At 63.9% G+C, this 18,616-nt stretch carries 14 protein-coding genes; 3 read left to right on the top strand and 11 right to left on the bottom strand.

Going from position 1 to position 18,616, the window contains the following annotated elements; all coding sequences use genetic code 11:
* The first annotated feature begins 6 nt into the window (after nt 1–6).
* Nucleotides 7–1,260 carry a lipid IV(A) 3-deoxy-D-manno-octulosonic acid transferase gene (gene waaA, locus O9X62_RS04280; protein WP_269531526.1) on the top strand — a complete coding sequence of 418 codons (1,254 nt, stop codon included), beginning with the start codon at nt 7–9 and terminating at the stop codon, nt 1,258–1,260.
* Nucleotides 1,261–1,288: 28 nt separating this feature from the next.
* Here the strand turns inward: waaA and O9X62_RS04275 are convergent, their stop codons facing one another.
* A complete protein-coding gene (locus O9X62_RS04275; protein ID WP_269531525.1) occupies nt 1,289–1,726 on the bottom strand; it encodes a DciA family protein in 438 nt (145 codons plus the stop codon).
* 39 nt (nt 1,727–1,765) lie between these two features.
* Here O9X62_RS04275 and O9X62_RS04270 point away from each other — a divergent pair, with 39 nt between their 5' ends.
* Together O9X62_RS04270 and secA are read left to right on the top strand one after the other, a co-directional pair.
* Nucleotides 1,766–2,677, top strand: a complete 912-nt coding sequence (locus O9X62_RS04270; protein WP_269531524.1) for a M23 family metallopeptidase — start codon at nt 1,766–1,768, stop codon at nt 2,675–2,677.
* 152 nt (nt 2,678–2,829) lie between these two features.
* Nucleotides 2,830–5,553, top strand: a complete 2,724-nt coding sequence (secA, locus tag O9X62_RS04265) for a preprotein translocase subunit SecA (protein ID WP_269531523.1) — start codon at nt 2,830–2,832, stop codon at nt 5,551–5,553.
* 97 nt (nt 5,554–5,650) lie between these two features.
* Here secA and O9X62_RS04260 read toward each other — a convergent pair whose 3' ends face one another.
* The 10 genes from O9X62_RS04260 to O9X62_RS04215 form a co-directional block, all read right to left on the bottom strand.
* Nucleotides 5,651–6,268 carry a response regulator transcription factor gene (locus O9X62_RS04260; RefSeq protein ID WP_269531522.1) on the bottom strand — a complete coding sequence of 206 codons (618 nt, stop codon included), beginning with the start codon at nt 6,266–6,268 and terminating at the stop codon, nt 5,651–5,653.
* A complete protein-coding gene (locus O9X62_RS04255) occupies nt 6,265–8,655 on the bottom strand; it encodes an ATP-binding protein (RefSeq protein WP_269531521.1) in 2,391 nt (796 codons plus the stop codon). The genes O9X62_RS04260 and O9X62_RS04255 overlap by 4 nt, the downstream gene beginning before the upstream one ends.
* Nucleotides 8,652–9,542, bottom strand: coding sequence for a tyrosine recombinase XerC (locus O9X62_RS04250; protein ID WP_269531520.1), 891 nt, complete (start codon nt 9,540–9,542; stop codon nt 8,652–8,654). The genes O9X62_RS04255 and O9X62_RS04250 overlap by 4 nt, the downstream gene beginning before the upstream one ends.
* Before the next feature lie 22 nt (nt 9,543–9,564).
* Nucleotides 9,565–10,311, bottom strand: coding sequence for a DUF484 family protein (locus tag O9X62_RS04245; protein WP_269531519.1), 747 nt, complete (start codon nt 10,309–10,311; stop codon nt 9,565–9,567).
* Complete coding sequence (dapF, locus tag O9X62_RS04240; RefSeq protein WP_269531518.1) at nt 10,308–11,141, bottom strand: diaminopimelate epimerase; 834 nt, start codon at nt 11,139–11,141, stop codon at nt 10,308–10,310. The genes O9X62_RS04245 and dapF overlap by 4 nt, the downstream gene beginning before the upstream one ends.
* Nucleotides 11,142–11,308: 167 nt before the next feature.
* Nucleotides 11,309–12,598, bottom strand: coding sequence for an MFS transporter (locus O9X62_RS04235; protein ID WP_269531517.1), 1,290 nt, complete (start codon nt 12,596–12,598; stop codon nt 11,309–11,311).
* Nucleotides 12,595–15,387, bottom strand: a complete 2,793-nt coding sequence (locus tag O9X62_RS04230) for an FAD-binding and (Fe-S)-binding domain-containing protein (protein WP_269531516.1) — start codon at nt 15,385–15,387, stop codon at nt 12,595–12,597. Before O9X62_RS04230 ends, O9X62_RS04235 begins: the two co-directional genes overlap by 4 nt.
* A gap of 11 nt (nt 15,388–15,398) precedes the next feature.
* Complete coding sequence (locus O9X62_RS04225) at nt 15,399–16,319, bottom strand: ornithine cyclodeaminase family protein (protein WP_269531515.1); 921 nt, start codon at nt 16,317–16,319, stop codon at nt 15,399–15,401.
* A gap of 11 nt (nt 16,320–16,330) precedes the next feature.
* On the bottom strand, nt 16,331–16,942 hold the full coding sequence (gene rrtA, locus O9X62_RS04220) for a rhombosortase (RefSeq protein ID WP_269531514.1): 612 nt from the start codon (nt 16,940–16,942) through the stop codon (nt 16,331–16,333).
* A complete protein-coding gene (locus tag O9X62_RS04215) occupies nt 16,939–18,594 on the bottom strand; it encodes an N-acetylmuramoyl-L-alanine amidase (RefSeq protein ID WP_269531513.1) in 1,656 nt (551 codons plus the stop codon). The genes rrtA and O9X62_RS04215 overlap by 4 nt, the downstream gene beginning before the upstream one ends.
* Between the last annotated feature and the right edge of the window lie 22 nt (nt 18,595–18,616).

Here is an 18,616-nt window from a genome sequence, read left to right as displayed (position 1 = left end):
ATGGCCATGCTCTGGCGTCTGCTGTACCGATTGGCCTGGTGGCTGGCTTTGCCCTTGGCGTTTGTCTACCTTTGGCGGCGAGGCCGCCAGCAGCCCGCCTATCGGCGCCACTGGACGGAGCGTCTGGGTATTTACCCGCCGCACCAAGGTGCCCCGTTGATCTGGCTGCACGCCGTCTCGGTGGGCGAGACGCGTGCTGCCCTGCCACTGATTCGCGCACTGCAGCAGCGCCATCCGGGGCATCGCATCCTGCTCACGCAGATGACGCCCACAGGCCGGGATACCGCTCGCACCCTGCTGGGTGATGAGGTGCTGCTGGCGTATCTCCCCTACGACCTGCCCGGCGCCGTAAGGCGCTTCCTGCGCCACTATCGTCCGGCCTTCGGTGTGCTGCTGGAAATGGAGCTGTGGCCCACCCTCCTGCTGGAGGCCAGCGCGCAAGGCGTGCCGGTCTATCTCGTCAACGCGCGTCTGTCGGCGCGATCCTGGCAGGGCTATCGGCGAGTACGCGGCCTGCTTGCGCCGGCATTGCGTACGTTGAGCGGTGTGGCGGCGCAAGCGCAGGCCGATGCTGATCGTCTGCATGAACTGGGCGCGCCTTCGCCGCTGGTTGCCGGCAACATCAAGTTTGATTTTGAAGTCGATGCCGCCATGCAGGCCCGAGGCCGCCATTGGCGTACCTTGTTCGGCTCGCGTCCGGTCTGGGTGGCGGCCAGCACGCGGGAGGGCGAAGAGGCGATGTTGCTGGCGGCGCTCAGCAAAGCAGCGTTGCCGCCGGATACCTTGCTGTTGCTGGTGCCACGGCATCCGCAGCGCTTTGATGAGCTGGCGGGCATGCTGGATGCGGCGGGCCTGCCGTTCATGCGGCGCAGTGCCTGGCCTGCGGATGCACCCTTGCCGGCGGAGATTCTGGTGATGCTGGGCGACAGCATGGGTGAGATGACAGCCTACTATGCGGCAGCCGATGTTGCCTTTGTGGGTGGCAGTCTGGTGGATGTGGGCGGCCAGAGCCTGATCGAACCCTGCGCGCAGGGTTTGCCCGTGCTGATGGGGCCGTCGTGTTTCAACTTTGCCGAGGCGGCCAAAACAGCGCGTGAACTGGGCGCCTTGCGTCAGTGTGACAACGCCGACACCCTGATGGCAGAACTGGCGACGCTGCTGGCGGATCCCGCGCAGCGACAGGCCATGGGTGAGGCGGGGCATTGCTTGATGGCCGCAAACCGGGGTGCCTTGGCGCGCGTAATGACTCTGCTGCCTTAATCTGATCCGGGGAGCCCTGCGCCGTGGCCTAGCCGCGCCGACTCCGTTTGGCAACCAGCGCAGCCAGCGCATCTTTCAAGGGCGAAGGCGGCAATTGCTCGGCTGCATCGCGCAGCGTGGCCAGTGCCGGGGCACTGATTTCATGTCCCCGGCGTATCTGCTTCTGTTCATGAGGCAGGCGCTCGACTTGAATTTTGCAACGAATTGCATTAATTTTCAGTCCCTTACCAATCAGTTGCTGCACCAGCCGCGCTTCCATTTGCCGGATTTTGGCTGCCACCGCCGCACTGCGAGTGGCGACGATCAGGCAGTCGCCTTCCACATTCACCACTTCGGTCAACTTGACCAGCCCGATGGGCAGGACGGATTGCCAGTCCGCAGCGAGTTTGCGCTGGCTGGCGATCTGGCGCCCCAGTCGCTGCAGTTCGGGGCTGTGGAGAAATTGCTGGAAGGCGCGTGTACTCATGATTTGGCGCGGTGAGGCAACAAGGCTATATCGGTAACTATGAATATCATTCTAGTCTCCAACCGGATGTCGCATGCCGTTACCCTCGGCCCGCGCCATGTATGGCTTGTGGGTATTGTTGTCGGCCTTGCTGTCTTGGGCTTGTTAACAGCGGCCAGCTGGGCGACCTACAACCTCACCCGTTCCTTCGGGATTTCGATTCCCACCTTGCCGGGCACGTCGGTATCACAACAGCGGCAGATTGATCTGCTGGCTGTGCGCCTGGGGCAGATGCAGGCGCAGCTGACCCGGCTGGATGGTCTGACCAAGCGGGTTGCCGACCGTACCGGCATTGATGCCAAGCCATTCCAGAGCACCGTGGCAGCACCGCAGGGCGGCGCGATGTCGACGATGCCGCAGCATACGCTAAGCCTCAAGGACCTGCAGGTGCTGGTTGGCCAGACCGACAAGCAGATCGAGGAAGTCATCGATCAGTACGGCCTGTTCGATACCGTGCTTACCCAGCGCAAGCTCAATACCTTCCAGGCGCCGGCCAACCTGCCGCTTGCCGCGGGTTTGCGTTCTTCTGCTTACGGCTGGCGCATCGATCCCTTCAATGGCCGGCAGACTTTCCATGAAGGTATCGACTTTGTCGGTGATGTCGGCAGCCCGGTTGCCGCAGCCGCAGGCGGGCGGGTGATCGCCGCGGAGTGGCATAACGAGTATGGTAATATGCTCGAAATTGACCACGGCAATGGCATCACCAGCCGCTATGCCCACGCATCGAAACTGCTGGTGCGGCAGGGCGAGCAGGTGAAGACCGGGCAGCGCGTTGCCTTGCTGGGCAATTCGGGCCGCTCCACCGGACCGCATCTGCATTTCGAGATCCGTTACAAGGGCATTCCGCAGAATCCCCTGTACTTTCTCAATCTGGCGGGTCGATCCGCTGTGGACAAAGTCGCGTCAAATTAGGCAGCACTTGCAATCATCCGGCGCCATCCCCATCTGGGGTGGACAGGCTGGCATGCATTGCCCGGAACAGACTGCACGGCGGATCGGTTTCCCCGGTCCGCCGTGTTTTTGCGCATAGATTGGTGGCCCTGACGGGCCCGTCTGGAAACACGATGATCGCTTCTCTCCTCAAGAAAGTCTTTGGCAGCCGCAACGACCGTCTCCTCAAGCAGTATGCGGTTCAGGTGCGTGAGATCAATGCGCTGGAAATCCGGATGCAGTCGCTGTCCGATGCCGAACTCCAAGCCAAGACACCGGAACTCAAGGAACGCATCGCCAAGGGCGAAACCCTCGCGGCTCTGTTGCCAGAGGCATTTGCCGTTTGCCGTGAAGCATCGCGCCGCGTCATGGGCATGCGTCACTTCGACGTGCAGCTCGTTGGCGGCATGGTGCTCAATGACGGCAAGATTGCCGAAATGCGCACCGGCGAGGGCAAGACCCTGGTCGCCACCCTGCCCGCCTATCTCAATGCCCTGACCGGCAAGGGCGTGCACGTGGTGACGGTGAACGACTACCTGGCCCAGCGTGACGCCACCACCATGGGCAAGCTGTACAACTTCCTGGGCCTCACGGTGGGGGTCAACCTGAGCCAGATGGGGCACGATGCCAAACAACAGGCTTACGGCGCTGACATCACCTACGGCACCAACAACGAGTTCGGTTTCGATTACCTGCGCGACAACATGGTCTACGCGCCCAATGATCGGGTACAGCGTAGCCTGGCTTTTGCCATTGTCGATGAGGTGGACTCCATCCTGATCGATGAAGCGCGGACGCCGCTGATCATCTCGGGCCAAGCCGACGACAATATCGAGATCTACGCCCGCATCAACGAAATTGCGCCCAAGCTGACGCGGCAGGAAAAAGAAGATGGCGAGGGCGATTTCTGGGTCGACGAGAAGGCTCATCAGATCGTGCTGTCCGAGTCCGGTCATGAGCGCGCCGAAGAACTGCTGGCGGCAGCCGGCTTGCTGGCCGAGGGCGACAGCCTGTATGCCACCACCAATATTGGTCTGATGCACCATCTGAATGCCTCGCTGCGTGCCCACAACCTGTTCCACCGCGATCAGCACTACGTGGTGCAGAACGGTGAGGTGGTGATCGTGGACGAACACACCGGCCGTCTGATGTCCGGTCGCCGCTGGAGCGAAGGCCTGCATCAGGCCGTGGAGGCCAAGGAAGGCGTCACGGTCAACAAGGAAAACCAGACCCTCGCCTCGATCACCTTCCAGAACTACTTCCGCATGTACGGCAAGCTCGCCGGCATGACGGGTACGGCTGATACCGAAGCCTACGAATTCCAGCAGATCTATGGTCTGGAAACCGTGATCATCCCGACCAATCGGCCGATGATCCGCAAGGACATGAACGATCAGGTGTTCCGCACCGCCAACGAGAAGTTCGCGGCCATCATCGCCGACATCCGTGCCTGCCAGGAGCGCGGCCAGCCCGTGCTGGTGGGGACGACCTCGATCGAGAATTCCGAGCTGATCGCGAACAAGCTGATCGAAGCCGGCTTCAAGACGGGCGACTTCAATGTGCTGAACGCCAAGCAACATGCGCGTGAAGCCGATATCGTGGTGCAGGCCGGCCGCCCTGCCCAGGTCACCATTGCCACCAATATGGCGGGTCGCGGTACCGACATCGTGCTGGGCGGCAATATCGAACCCGATATCAAGGCGATCGAAGCTGACGAGAGCCTGTCTGATGCCGACAAGCATAGCAAGATCGCCGCCCTGCGCGCCGACTGGCAGCTGCGTCACGACGCCGTGCTGGCTTCGGGCGGCCTGCATATCATCGGCACCGAGCGCCACGAAAGCCGCCGTATCGATAACCAGCTGCGTGGCCGTTCGGGCCGTCAGGGTGATGCCGGCTCGAGCCGCTTTTACCTGAGCATGGAAGACCCGTTGCTGCGCATCTTTGCCGCTGAACGTATCGGCGCGCTGATGCAGCGCCTCAAGCTGCCCGAGGGCGAGGCGATTGAATCGGGCCTGCTGAGCCGTGCCATCGAAAACGCCCAGCGCAAGGTTGAAGGCCGCAACTTCGATATCCGCAAACAGCTGCTGGAATACGATGATGTGTCCAACGAGCAGCGCAAGGCCATCTACGCCCAGCGTAACGAGCTGCTGGATTCGACGGATGTATCGGCCACCATCGGCAATCTGCGCGATGGCGTGATTGGCGACCTGGTTGACCAGTACATCCCGCCGGGCAGCATGGAAGAGCAGTGGGATCCGGCCGGGCTCGAAAAGGTACTTACCGAGTTCCAGTTGCAACTGCCGATCAGCGAGTGGCTCAAGAACGAAACCACGCTGGAAATCGAGACGCTGCGCGAACGTATCGTCACGGCAGCCCGTGAAGCCTACGAGAGCAAAACCGAGGCCGTGGGTGTGAGCGTGATGCACCAGTTCGAGCGTGCGTTGATGCTGCAGATCGTGGATCAGCAATGGCGTGAGCATCTGGCCGCACTGGATCATCTGCGTCAGGGCATCCATCTGCGCAGCTACGGTCAGAAGAACCCCAAGCAGGAATACAAGCGCGAAGCCTTCGAGCTGTTTGAAGGTCTGCTGATGCGTATCCGTCGCGACGTGGTCCAGCTGGTCATGACCGTGCAGATCCGCTCACCCGAAGATGTGGCCGCGCTGGAGCAGCACGAAGAGCCGGCGGATATGCAGTTCCATCACGCCGATTACGATGAGGCGCTGGCCCAGGCCAATGCCAATGCTGCCGATCCGGCGCAGGCCCAGTTGCGCAACTATGACAAGATCGGCCGCAATGATCCTTGCCCTTGTGGTTCGGGTCAGAAATACAAGCACTGCCACGGCAAACTGAGCTGATCTCAGGCACGCCGGGCAAAAGAAAAGGCCACGCATCAATGCGTGGCCTTTTTCATGGGCTGTGCCGCTGCAGCGGCCTGTGCTGCCCGTCCGCTTTTCAGCCGTAGGTTTTGAGCAGATTGGCCAGCTCCACGGCAGATTTCACGCCCATCTTGTCGAGCACCCGTGCGCGGTGCACCTCTACCGTCTTCATGCTGATCGCCAACTCGTCCGCAATCTGTTTGTTGAGCTTGCCGTCCAGAAACAGGACCATCACTTCATGCTCGCGCGGGGTTAGTTCGCTCAGTCGCTGCCGCACCAGGCCGCGTTGCTGGTAGGTGGCGCGCTGCGCGACATCCAGTTGCAGGCAGTGTTCGACCAGGCTGACCAAGGCGTTGTCATCAAACGGCTTTTCCAGAAAGTCGACCGCACCGAGCTTGAGCGCAGCGACAGCCTGCGGGACATCGCCATGGCCGGTGAGGAACACGGTCGGCGGGGTGTAGCCCTGGGCCTGTAAGGTCTGCAGCAAGGCCATGCCACCCATGCCGGGCATGCGCAGATCAAGGATCAGGCAGGCAAAGCGGCTGGGGTCGCGGTCACTCAGCAGGGCCTGGGCCGAGTCGAAGGGGGTGACGGCATGGCCGCGCGAGGCAAACAGCCAACGCAAGGCGTCGCGCACGGCGGCATCGTCGTCGACCAGGGCGATACGGGATTCAGAGGAACCAGTTGAACTCATGCGCGATGCACCAAGGAGATTTCAGGAGTGTCTGACCCGGCTTCTCCCGAGGCCTGTGGAGACAGCGGCAGACTGACGACAAAACGACTACCACCGCCGGGGCGAGGCAGGACGGTAAGCCGGCCATCATGGTTTTCGACGATGGTGCGACAGATGTTCAGGCCCATGCCCATGCCTTCTTCCTTGGTGGTGTAGAAGGCGAGGAACAGCTTTTCCACCTCATCCGGCGCAATGCCGGGGCCGCGATCTGCCACGATCAGATCAACCCAGCCGTCGCGAATGCGGCTCTGAAGGCTGAGTTCGGCGGGGTCGGTACCTGCCTGTGCCATGGCCTCAATCGCATTTTTGCCCAGATTGAAGAGTACCTGTTCAAGCAGCACCGGGTCGGCCGAGAGGATGGCCTCATCGGCGTCGCGCTCGCGCACCACGCGCACAAAATGGCGGTTCAGCGGTGCGGACAAAAGCAGCAACACGGTATCGACCAGATCGCCCACACGGCATGGGCTGCGCTGCGGTTCACGTTTGCGCACGAATTCGCGGATGCCGCGCACGATGGCGCTGGCACGCCGCGACTGTTCAACAATCTTGCCTAGCGCATCGTCGAGCTCTGCCGGACTCAGCTGACCGCTGGCCGTTAGGTTACGGCAGGCGGTGCAATAGCTGGAGATGGCAGCGAGTGGCTGGTTCAGTTCGTGCGCCAGACTCGATGCGATTTCGCCCAGCGCGATCAGCCGTGCGGTTTGCTGCAGCTTGTCGGTCTGCTGACGTTCACGATCAGCTGCGAGCTTGCGCTCGGTAACATCGGTCGCAATATCCAGCCACACTGCCGGTCTGTCGACCCAAGGAACTGCCCGGCGGTGATGCTGATACCAGCGCCCGGTGATCGCATCGAACCATTCGCCCTCAGCCGCTTCTCCCCTTAGCGGGAGCACACACAGCGCCCCGGTCTGGTCGATCTGGTCAAAGGCTTCGCGGAAGGCACGGTTGCTCATCAGCAGCTCGCCGCTATCGCAATCGGTAACCGCCACCGAGGCATCCAGCCCATCCAATACCGCCACAAAGCGTTCGTGCGAGCCCTGCAGGGCCTCGCGCTCACGCTGCAACTCGCTGACATCGGCAAACGAGGCCACCCAGCCGGTGTGTTGGCCATCGGCGTCGATCAGCGCGCTGGCGAACAGGCGCAGATCCAGCCGGCTGCCATCGGGGCGCATCACCCGCAGCGCCATCCCCTGTGCTGGGCACTCCCCGCGGAGAACCGCCGTAAAAGCCTGTGCACACTGATCGTGGGATTCCGGTGGCCAATAGGCAAACGGCGGCTGGCTACCCAGTAAGGCCGCGGCCTCCAGTCCGACCATCTGACAGAACGCCCGATTCACGTGCAAGGTGCAGCCACTGCGGTCCAGTGCCAGCACCCCGGCGGTGAGGGAGTCTTCCATTGCCTGCCGAAGATTGGCCTCGCGGACCAGCGCGCGTTCCGCGTTCAGGCGTTCACGCATATGGCGCTTGAGTACCCACAGCGACCACAGCATCACCACCGAGAGTGCGCCCAGCAACCCGTAGAGCACCTGCTGCCACCATGGCCAGCCGGTCTGCAGCAACTGGCCTTGCAGGCGCAGACCATAGCCGGGTGGGTCGAACAACATGGCCTGCACCGGGGCATCGGCCTCGGGCGCGGCTTGCTCAGGCCGCGCCGCGAGGGTGCGGCCTTCGAGATCGACCACGCTGATCTGGTAGCGCTTGGCGATCCACCAGGGTACATGCTGACGCAGCAGGCCTTTGACCGAGATCACGGCCACAAAGGCCCCCAGCGTCTGGTTACCGCGCACGGCCGGGTGCGCCAGCGCAAACGCGGCGCCTGCCCCGGGGTAGTCGAAGGTTGGCGTACTGGCCGGAATGCCGATGCGTGCGGCACGCTGGATCGGTTCGATGACCGCAGCCTGAAGTTGCAGCGGCTCGGCTGCTTCAGCGGGATAGCTCCAAACGGCCTCGCCATATTCGTTCACATAGGCCAAGGAGAGCAGCTCGGTATCGGCTGCCAGAAAGATGGCCGCACGGCGGTAGAAGCCGGCTTCGTCGAGCTCGCCACGCGTCTGGTCGTTGGCCAGGGTTTGCAGCAGGGTCTGGCGGGCATCGAGCTGTGCGGCCAGCGTCTGTTCCTGCCACAGCAAATCATCGACCAGCGTGTCGTACTGGCGCTGGTGTTCGTGATGGCGCACGAACAGCAAGAAAGCTACGCCCACTGCCAGAAAGCAGATCAGGGCGAGGTTGGGCATGGCCCAGAGCCAGCGGGCCAGGCGAGGCGGAGGGGTGCCGTAAGCCATGTCCTCCACCTTACGCCCGATGGCCGCCAACGCCGCTTGGGGCTTTCCCTGATGGGTGTGGCTCATGGGTCGGGATCGGATTTCGCGCGTGGATGCGCGGCGTCGTAGACCTGTGCCAGATGGCTGAAATCGAGCCGCGTGTAGACCTGTGTCGTGGCGATACTGGCGTGGCCCAGCAGCTCTTGCGTGGCACGCAAGTCCTGGCTGCCTTGCAGGAAGTGGGTAGCGCAGGCGTGGCGCAGGCGGTGCGGGTGGAGCCGATCCGCGAGACCCAGCTTGTCCGACCAGTCATGCAGCCGCGCCTGTACGGCGCGCGGGGTCAGCCGCTTGCCGGTTTTGCCCACGAACAAGGCGGCTTCGCCGGCCTGTGCCAGCGTGGTGCGGATAGGCTGCCAGCGCGCAATGGCCGCCAGCGCGGTTTCGCCGACCGGCACTTGGCGCGTTTTGCCGCCTTTGCCCAACACAAGTAGCGTCTGCCCGCCGTCACGGAAGTCGTCGAGATTCGCGCCCACCAGTTCGGACACCCGCAGGCCGGATGAATACGCGAGTTCAAAGATCGCGCTATCTCGGATGCTGAGTGGATCATCCTCGCGGCCCAGCGCATCCAGAAAACCCTGGGTTTCGTCCACGCCGACCGGGCGCGGCAGCTTGCGGGCCGCACGCGGTGCGCGTAGGCCTTCCACCGGGTTGTGGGTGTAGCCCGCCTCGCGTACCAGCAGGCGGAACCAGGTGCGCCAGGCCGATAGTCGCCGCGCAATGCTGCGCGCATCCTGCCCGCGCAGCTTGAGTGTGCGCACGTAGCCGCGGATATCGCGCGGGTGCAGGGTGTCGAGTGCGCGATCGCCCGCCAGCTCCAGCAGCAGGCGCGCGTCGGCCAGATAGGCCGCGCGGGTGGCGCGCGACTTGCCGTGTTCGCCGGTCAGGAAGCGTTCGAGCCGTTCCAGCGGGGTCATGGCTATGCCGCCCTTCCGGGGTTCAATCCAGACAGCGAGAAATCGCAGCAGCAGCCAGCTCGCCGATGCGCGCGAGATACAGCGTGCCCATCTCGGGATAGAAGCGTTGTGGGTCTTCGCTGGCTAGCACGAGCACGCCGAACACGCCGTTCTCGCCCTTGAGGGCCACCTGCGCAAACGATTTGAGGCGTGGCGCGGCCTCGCCCAGCCAGGCCATGACTTCGTCGGTCACATAGGGGCCGCAGTACGGCGTACCGAGATTGTTGACCAGGGTTTTGACCTCATCGCTGACCGGCGCAAATTCGCTCAGCGTTTCGTCGGCTTCGCCGCCCCACAGGCGCACGGCCACATGGGGCACGCGGAAGCTCTCTTGCAGGTGGTAACCCAGCGTACCCAGCACGCCGGCCAGATCGCGCGCGGCCAAGAGGCCCGTGGTCAGGCGGTGGACCTTGTCGCCGATCTGGTCGTTTTCTTCACCGAACTGCAGCAGCTCGCCCAGCTTGGCTTCGATCAGGCGGTTCTTTTCGCGCAGCGTGAGAATCTGCCGCTCGGCAATCGGGATGGCCCGGCCGCCATGCGGATGGGGGATGAAAATCTCCGCGATCAGGTCGGCATAGTCTTCGAAGAATTGCGGATTGGCTTGCAGCCAGGCGGCGATATCGGCGCTTTGCATAGCGGTGATTTCCTTGGAGACGGGGGGATGGCCGGGCAGGCGGAACTGCTCGGCTTCAAAACGGGGTTGGCAGGCGAATTCGGCTTGGGCGCTCATAGCTCGATTTCGCCCTCAAACACGGTGACGGCCGGGCCGGTCATCAATACGGGCTGGCCAGGGCCGCCCCAGCTGATGTCCAGATCGCCGCCGCGCGTATGCACGAGCACGCGGCTATCGAGCAGGCCACGGCGGATGCCGGTGACCACGGCGGCGCAGGCACCGGTGCCGCAGGCCAGGGTTTCGCCCGCACTGCGCTCGAACACGCGCACACGGATTTCGCCGCGGTTGATGATCTGCATGAAACCGGCATTGACCTTCTGCGGGAACAGCGGATGCGCCTCGATGGCCGGGCCATCGGTGCTGACCGGTGCGGTATCGACATCGTCGACGACCTGCACGGCATGCGGGTTACCCATCGAGACCACGCTGATATCCAGAGGGCGACCGTTGACGATGATGGCGTGGATCACGGTATCGGCATCGGCAATGAACGGAATCTCGGCGGGTGCAAAGCGCGGTGCGCCCATGTCCACGGTGACGAGGCCATTGTCTTCCAGCTTGGGCGAGATCAGCCCGCGCGCGGTTTCCACGCGGATCTCGCGCTTGTGGCTCAGACCCTTGTCATGCACGAAACGCACAAAGCAGCGTGAGCCATTGCCGCATTGCTCGACTTCGCCGCCATCGGCACCGTTGAAGATGCGGTAGCGGAAATCGGCATCGGGGTGATGCGGGTTTTCAACGAGCAGGATCTGGTCGCAACCGATGCCGAAGTGGCGATCACCGAGCTTGCGCAACTGCTCGACGCTGAGACTCAGCGACTGGCTGACGCCATCGAGCACGACAAAGTCGTTACCCAGGCCCTGCATCTTGGTAAAGCGGAGTTTCATGCGCGACTCGTGACGGGGATTACAGAGAGCATTTACCGGCTGGCTGCCAGCGCGTCAACCGCCAATCACGGATTGTGTCTGGCCCGCGCCAAGTGTCCGGTAACTTGTCGTCCCTAGTCGAGCAGATAGCAGCATCCTGCCGAATGCTGCTTACACGCCAAGGCAATTCACTCCTGCTTCTTGCCGAAATCACCATCGATGCGCGCGAGCAGCGCGACCAGCACCGTGGGGACGACCGCGATGCACACCCAGATGAAGTAGTGGGTATAGCCGATGGCCAGTTGCAGCTTGCCGGCGTAGAAGCCCGGAATGGTCATGCTCAGTGCCATGAAGCCGGTGCAGATGGCGTAGTGGGCGGTCTTGTTCTCGCCGCGCGCGATCATGATCATGTAGATCAGGTAAGCCGTGAAGCTGAAGCCGTAGGCGAACTGCTCGATGCCGATGGCGGTGGCAATCAGTGGCAGGTTGGTGGGCTGGGCCCAGGCCAGCCAGACAAAGGCTGCATGCGGCACATTGCCGATGATGATCATGGGCCAGAGCATCTTTTTCAGGCCGTGGCGCGAGATCACCCAGCCACCCAGCAAGCCGCCCAGTGTCAGGGCAATGGCGCCCACCACACCGTAGATGAGCCCCACGTTCTCCTTGCTGAGTCCGAGCCCGCCAGCCTCGCGCGTGTCCACCAGGAAGAGCTGCGCCACCAGTTGCAGATTGGCTTCGCCGAAGCGGTAGAACAGCAGAAAACCGACGATGACGAGGATGCCGGGCTTCTTGAGAAAGTCGACGAAGGTGGCTAGAAAGGCGGCAACCGGGTTGTCGGCATGGCGCACGGCATGGTCTGCCGGTGTACGCGGCAAGGCGAACTGGTGGTAGAGCGCGATGCCGATCGAAAGCGCAGCCATGCTGCCCAAGGTGATGGCCCATACATGGCTCGCGGCCACGCCGGTGTTGATGAGATGGCCCACCAGCCAAAGCACGCCGCCGGTCACGAACAGCTTGGCGAGGCGGAAGAAGGTGGAGCGCACGCCCACGAAGGCGGCCTGCTCGTGTTCCTTGAGCGGCAGCATGTAAAAGCCGTCTGCGGCGATATCGTGGGTGGCGGAGCTGAACGCCACCAGCAGCAGCATGGCCAAGGAGAACTGCACCGCGAAGCTGGTCTCGATGGTGAAGGCGATCATTGCGTAAGCAATGCCGATCAACGCCTGCATGGCCACGATCCAGCGCCGCTTGGTATGGAACAAGTCGATCAGTGGGGCCCAGAAAGGCTTGAGTACCCAGGCCATGCCCAGCCAACCCATATAGAGGGTGATCTGGTCATTGGGAACGCCAAGGTCCTTCCACATGAACAGCGCCAGCGCCGTGACCACGAAATAAGGCAGCCCTTGATAGAAATACAGCGAGGGCACCCAGAACCAGGGTGAGCGGGAGGTAGCGGGCGGCGTGGGCGTGGATGGGTTCATGGCGTCTTCATGGATTGGGCATCAAGTAAGGCTTCGATGCTCTGGTAGGGCAGACCGGTGTGCGTCTGCAGACCGATCTGGCAGGTTCGACTGCTCGATGCCGCAGCATCGCAGCCCTGTTGGCGCTGGCGCAAGTCGCGCAGGGCGTGGGCGTTGAGGGCGGGCTGCGTCAGTCCCTTGTCGCCGGCAAAGCCGCAGCAGGCAATGCCGCTCTCGACAACCTCCTCCGCCGTGGCAGCAGCCAGCATGCGCAAGGCGTGGCCACCATCGCTGAGGCTGGCGCTGCAGGGCACATGTAGCGCCAGCCGCGCCACCCGTTGGATATGGAGTCGCGGCAGCACATGATCACGCAGAAAGGCCGGGCCCGCGTGTAGCTGCAGGCGCGCATCGAGCTGGCCGGCGCGCTGCGCCGTCAGTAACCGAAGGCTGCAGGGACCGTTGTCGAGATAGACGGGGTGGCGTCCCTGCGCGCTGGCGGTGAGCAAGGCAGCATTGGTGGCAGCCAGTGCGGCGTCGGCAGCACTGTGGGCGTTTTTGGAGGCAAATGGTTGGCCGCAGCACAGGCTCTCGGTGTCCGGCGGATAGACAGGTGCGAAGCCGGCTTTGGCCAGTAGCGACAAGGTCGCGACCAGCTCGCTGCGCTGGCCGTCTGCGCCGGCCAGGACGCGATTGACACAGCTGGGGAACAGTACGACGGGGCGACCTTCGTCATGAGGGGCGAGCGCGGGTGTAGTGCCGGCCTTGAGTGCGCTGGGCACCAAGGGTATGAGCGGGAAGACGCGCCTGGCCTCGCGATTGATGGCCGTGAGTACAGGCTCACCGAGCAGTCGCCGCAATCCATGCCACAAATAGAGCCCCTGGCGCGCCGCCGAGCTTGCCAAGCGATAGTGACGCTGCCCCCAGTTGGCCAGCTTGCCATCGTGGGCCTTGGCGAGCTGCTTCATCAGCGTACCCGTGTTGATGCCTACGGGGCAGCGCGTGGCGCACATGCCGGTGGCTGCGCAGCTATCGATACCATGATGGCGATACTGGCGCAGCCAGCGCTTCCGCGTTGTCTGGTCCTGTCGTGCGCCCATGGCCTGGATCTCGCGCCACACCACGATGCGCTGGCGCGGGCTAAGCGTGTAGCCATGTGCCGGGCAGGCGGGCTCGCAAAAGCCGCACTCGATGCACTTATCGACAATGGGATCGGCTGCCGGCATGGGCTTGAGGTTCTGCAGATGCAAGTGTGGGTCGGCATTAAGCAAGACGCCGGGGTTCAGAATCCCGGCCGGATCGAACAGCGCCTTGATCGCCTGCATGACCGCATAGGCCTCATCGCCCCACTCGGTGCGAACAAACGGGGCCATATTGCGGCCGGTGCCATGCTCGCCTTTGAGTGAGCCGCCGAACTCCACCGCGACCAGCTGTACCAGCCCCTGCATCAGCGCGTCGTAGCGGGCTACCTCGGCGGGGTCATCAAACCGTGGGGTGAACACCATGTGCAGATTGCCTTCCAGCGCATGGCCGAACAGCAATGCTTCGTCGTAACCCAGTTGGGCAAACAGGGCACGCAGGCCGGCAACCCCGGCGGCAAGCCGCGCAACCGGGAAGGTGACATCCTCGATGACCACCGTGCTGCCGGTCTCGCGTACCGCGCCCACGGCCGGAAACAGACCCTTGCGGACTGACCAGTAGGTGTCGATGGTGGCGGTATCGGTGGAAAAGCCGGTATGGCGTGCGGCGGCGAACGGCGCCAGGCAGGCCTCGATGGCAGCCACTTGCTGTTCCAGCGTGGCGGCATCCGGTGCGCGGGTTTCGATCAGCAGGCCGGCGGCAAAGTGGCGATCGCCAAGGACGGTCGGCAATTGCTTGGCGACGGCTTGCAGGCTCAGGCCATCCATCAGCTCTACCGCACTGACGGGCGCATGGGCCAGGGCGCTTACGGCATCGCAGCAGGCATCGAGGGCATCCCAGAAAACCAGTGCCGACGCTTTGTGCGGATGATCGGGCACGGTGCGATAGGTGATGGCGGCGATAAAGCCCAGCGTGCCTTCGGAGCCGATCATCAGGTGGCTGAGGATATCCACCGGGTCATCGAAATCGACCAGGGCATTGATGCCGTAACCGGTAGTGTTCTTGAGCCGGTATTTGTGGCGGATGCGCTCACAAAGCGCGGTATTGGCCCGCACCTGGGCCGCCAGCGCCGCCAGCCGGGCCAGCAAGTCGGCATGGCTGTGACGGAACGCGGCGACCGAGCTGGCATCGGCCGTATCCAGTATCGCGCCATCGGCCAGCATGACGCGGATGGCCGCCAGCGTATGGTAGCTGTTGTCCCGCGTGCCGCAGCACATGCCCGAGGCATTGTTGGCCGCAATGCCACCGATCTTGCAGGTGTTGATCGAGGCCGGGTCCGGGCCGATCTTGCGGGCAAAGGGTCGCAGCCAATCGTTGGCCTGCTGGCCGATCACACCGGGCAGCAGGCGGATCCGTTCACCGCCATCCAGGATCTCGCCGGCATGCCAGCCATCGCCCAGCAGCACCAGTACGCTATCGGTGACGGCCTGGCCAGACAGACTGGTTCCGGCAGCGCGGAAGGTGATGCCCACCCGGTGGGCACGGGCTGCCGCGAGCACCGCGGCCACCTCGGCTTCCGACTCCACCTTGACGACCATGGCGGGGATCAGGCGGTAGAAGCTGGCATCGGTGCCATAAGCCAGCCTTGCCATGGCGTCGGTATAGCAGCGCGCTGCGGGCACATGGCCAGCCAGATCGGCAGCAAAGGCGGTGATGGCGTCGGTGTGGTCCATGGCCGTCTAGGCTAAGCCGCCTGCAGCCGGTCGTAAACCAGCTTGGCGAGGGCAATGTCTTCAAGACCGATGCCGACGCTCTTGTAGACCACGATGGCCTGATCGTCGGCTACCGCTGGCTGCGCCAGCAGCGTGCCGAGTTCCACCACCTTGGCCGGGTCGATCACCCCGGCGCCAGCCCGGACGAACTCGCCTGCCTCGCTCTGTGCAGCGGGTAGCCACTCAACGACGATACGTCCCGCCTGGCTGAGCAAGGTGTCGTCCAGCTCCCGTGCAACCGGCTTGCTGGAGCCCACGGCGCAGACCAGCGTACCCGGTTTCACCAGCCCGCCCTCGAACAGCGGCTCGCTGGCGCGCGTACAGGTCACGATCACGTCCGCGGTTGACGCTGCTGTGGCGGCGGATACTGCGTTGACGGGCACGCCAGTGCGGGCCTGCAGCTCGGCGGCGAAGGCCTCGCCACCACTGCGCGCACAAACCAGCACCCGGCTGAATGGATGGACCAGCAGCAGGGCTTCCGCATGGGCGCGCGCCTGGGTACCGGCACCGAAGATCGCCAGTACTTGCGCTGCCGGCCGGACCAGTGCGCGCGCTGCGACGGCGGTGGTGGCGGCGGTGCGCTGACGGGTCAGCTCGTTGGCGGCCAGGGTGGCCAAGGGAGCGCCGGTTGCGGCGGAGAACAGATTGATCACGAACTCGAACTGGCCGTTGACCGTGGGGTACACCTTGGTGCCCACCACATCGCTGGCGGGCAGTGCCGCGCCCATGGCGCTGATCGTGACACTGGCACCGGCATGGCTGGCCGTTGCGCGGTTGCGCGCCAGCACGGCGCCGGCCCCCTCGCCAAACTGGGTAAAGGCAGCATGCAGCGCAGCAATCGCATCGGGCAGGTTCAGGACACGGGCAACATCGGCATCAGTAATCAGACGCATGGAGAGCACTTTCAGGGTTGGGGCCGCGCAGCACATTGCGCAGGCGGACGAAAGAGGCGGAACAGGTGGTTGAGGGCCGTGCCGGCCGCACCCATTAGCAGCCCGGCCAGCAGGCCGGCCACATGGGCTTCGGGCAAGAGGGGCACGCTCAGCCATGTCGGGGCGGGCAGGGTCTGGCTGAGTTCGAGCCAGACCTTGCCGAGCAACAAGGTAAGCAGCATCAGTGCCGTCGCGCGCTGGCCGTGACGGTACAGTGCGATCAGCAGCCAGGCTGCCAGGCCATGCAATGGACCCGACAGGCCGACCATCCAGCTGACCGTGCTGTCGAGCAGGAGCAAGACACTGCTCCCCACGCACAGCCCGGGCAGCAGCCACGGCGTGACGGGCAGATTGCTGCGTCGTGCCAATACCAGCAGCAGGACCAGCCCGACCCCATTGGCGCAGGCGTGCAGCAGGTCGGCATGCAGCAAGGGGCCGCTGAGCAGGCGCCAGTATTCACCCTGCAGCAAGGCGGCGCGTTCAAAGCGCAGCAGGGCCTGCGTGCTGGCGGGCAAAAGCGGTAGTAGCCCGATCAGCACCAGGCATGCGATGGCGCTTGTGGTAGCGGGGGCTGCGGGTTTCATTGCGGCTTGCGAACGCGGCGCAACGCCACGCAGGTACCGGCCAGCAGCAACAGCATCAGCGGCGATACTGCCCCGCCGCCGCCCTTGCCGGCGGGTGGTGGTGCGGGCGGGGCGCCCTTCAACGTGACCAGTTGTTCGGCACTGGCGGTCTGGCCGCGATCGTCCGTAATGGTCAGGACGATCTTGTAGCTGCCGTCGGCAGCAAAGTGATGGGACTGTGTCGCCGCTTCGCTCCTTGTGTCGCTGCCATCGCCCCATTGCCAGGCGTACTGGCTGAGCCAACCATCCTCATCGCTACTTTGCTTGGCATCGGCTGTGCAACTGCGTTCGCTGCAACTGACCGACAGCCGCGCCAGCGGTGCCTGATTGAGCGGCAGGGCCGCACCATCGGTGAGCAGGCTGTAATAGCGCGGCCAGTCCCAGTGCGTGCCGGGGTCCGTATGCGTCTGGTCGGGATAGTGCTGATGGCCCTTGATGGTCAGGTTGCCGGGCAGGGTGACTACCTTGTGCCAGCCCATGCCCACATAGGCACGCTGGCAGTCGATGGCATGGCGCACGCAGATCGACCGGCCCAGTCTGGCCGAGGCCTGATACATCGCTGCGGTATACCAGCTGGGATTATCCACAAAGCCTTCATGCTCGATGCCGATGGTGTAGGCGTTGGCACTGGCCGCGTGCCAGGCTTTGTCTGCCTCCCGCACCATCTGGGTGATCTGGCCGTCCGCACTGCGGATCACATAATGGGCCGAGACCTGCGAGACCGGATTGGCCAGCCAGGCAATGCTCCCGCTATAGGCCCCTTGGGTGGTGTGGACCACGATATGGCTGATGCGGCTGCCTGCGCGGCTGCTGAAGTTGTTGGTGGGCGACCACAGTGCTTCAGGGTAATCGACAGGCGTTTCCATGGCTGCCAGCGCAGGAGGCTGCGTCGGCGTGTCCAGCCTCAGCTGGACCTGTGGTGCGCGCAGCAGCTGCAGCGTGGCGGGGTTGAATGCACGCGACCAGTCGATCGGCCGGGCAGCAATACGGATGGTTTCGCTGTCTACGCCGCGTGCGAGTACCAGCAGGGCGGAATAGGCATGACTCTGGCGTGCGTAGTCGTTGGCTGGTGTGCCGGCCACAATCCCGCTCAGCGTTGCGAATGCCGGGGTCAGGGTTTCGACCCGGGGTGTGTCACCCGTCAGTTGCCTATCCAGCCAGGCCGCAACGGCCTCCACATAGGTCGGCAGATCGGCCAGCATGGCTGCAGGGCGGGTGCCCGCCACTGTGGCGACCTGGCTCAGCGTGTCTGCGTAGACCGCACTGCTGCCATCGTGCAGACCGAAGACGCCGATGCCGGCTGGCATGCCATGGTGGCGTTCGGTGGCGGGTCCCGGGAGGCGGTGCTGCCAGCGACTTGCGGTGAACGCCAGCGCTTCGAGGCTGCCAGCGGGCAAGCGCGGATAGCGCACATAGGCGCGCCGAAATGCTGCCGCCAGTGCGGCGGCGTCGCTGGTGGTGATGGCACTGACCGCGGCAGGTCGGCCGACGCCCAGCTCGATAGGCGGGGCAGCAGGACCGGATAGCGGTTCGGCCCCGGCGGGCAGCAGGCCCAGGGTGAGCAGCACTAGGCAAGGCAGCACTAGGCAAGGAAACTGTTGTTGGCGGGCCATGCAAAAACCCCGGTCGGACGGA

The organism is Chitinimonas sp. BJYL2, assembly GCF_027257935.1.
In the GTDB taxonomy this organism is placed as follows: Bacteria; Pseudomonadota; Gammaproteobacteria; order Burkholderiales; family Chitinimonadaceae; genus Chitinimonas.
This window is presented reverse-complemented; position numbering and strand designations above follow the sequence as displayed.

Bases quoted from the DNA above. Each gene is read 5' to 3' on its own strand.
- waaA (WP_269531526.1), top strand. From the start codon at position 7: ATGCTCTGGCGTCTGCTGTACCGATTGGCCTGGTGGCTGGCTTTGCCC.
- O9X62_RS04275 (WP_269531525.1), bottom strand. From the start codon at position 1,726: ATGAGTACACGCGCCTTCCAGCAATTTCTCCACAGCCCCGAACTGCAG.
- O9X62_RS04270 (WP_269531524.1), top strand. From the start codon at position 1,766: ATGAATATCATTCTAGTCTCCAACCGGATGTCGCATGCCGTTACCCTC.
- secA (WP_269531523.1), top strand. From the start codon at position 2,830: ATGATCGCTTCTCTCCTCAAGAAAGTCTTTGGCAGCCGCAACGACCGT.
- O9X62_RS04260 (WP_269531522.1), bottom strand. From the start codon at position 6,268: ATGAGTTCAACTGGTTCCTCTGAATCCCGTATCGCCCTGGTCGACGAC.
- O9X62_RS04255 (WP_269531521.1), bottom strand. From the start codon at position 8,655: ATGAGCCACACCCATCAGGGAAAGCCCCAAGCGGCGTTGGCGGCCATC.
- O9X62_RS04250 (WP_269531520.1), bottom strand. From the start codon at position 9,542: ATGACCCCGCTGGAACGGCTCGAACGCTTCCTGACCGGCGAACACGGC.
- O9X62_RS04245 (WP_269531519.1), bottom strand. From the start codon at position 10,311: ATGAGCGCCCAAGCCGAATTCGCCTGCCAACCCCGTTTTGAAGCCGAG.
- dapF (WP_269531518.1), bottom strand. From the start codon at position 11,141: ATGAAACTCCGCTTTACCAAGATGCAGGGCCTGGGTAACGACTTTGTC.
- O9X62_RS04235 (WP_269531517.1), bottom strand. From the start codon at position 12,598: ATGAACCCATCCACGCCCACGCCGCCCGCTACCTCCCGCTCACCCTGG.
- O9X62_RS04230 (WP_269531516.1), bottom strand. From the start codon at position 15,387: ATGGACCACACCGACGCCATCACCGCCTTTGCTGCCGATCTGGCTGGC.
- O9X62_RS04225 (WP_269531515.1), bottom strand. From the start codon at position 16,319: ATGCGTCTGATTACTGATGCCGATGTTGCCCGTGTCCTGAACCTGCCC.
- rrtA (WP_269531514.1), bottom strand. From the start codon at position 16,942: ATGAAACCCGCAGCCCCCGCTACCACAAGCGCCATCGCATGCCTGGTG.
- O9X62_RS04215 (WP_269531513.1), bottom strand. From the start codon at position 18,594: ATGGCCCGCCAACAACAGTTTCCTTGCCTAGTGCTGCCTTGCCTAGTG.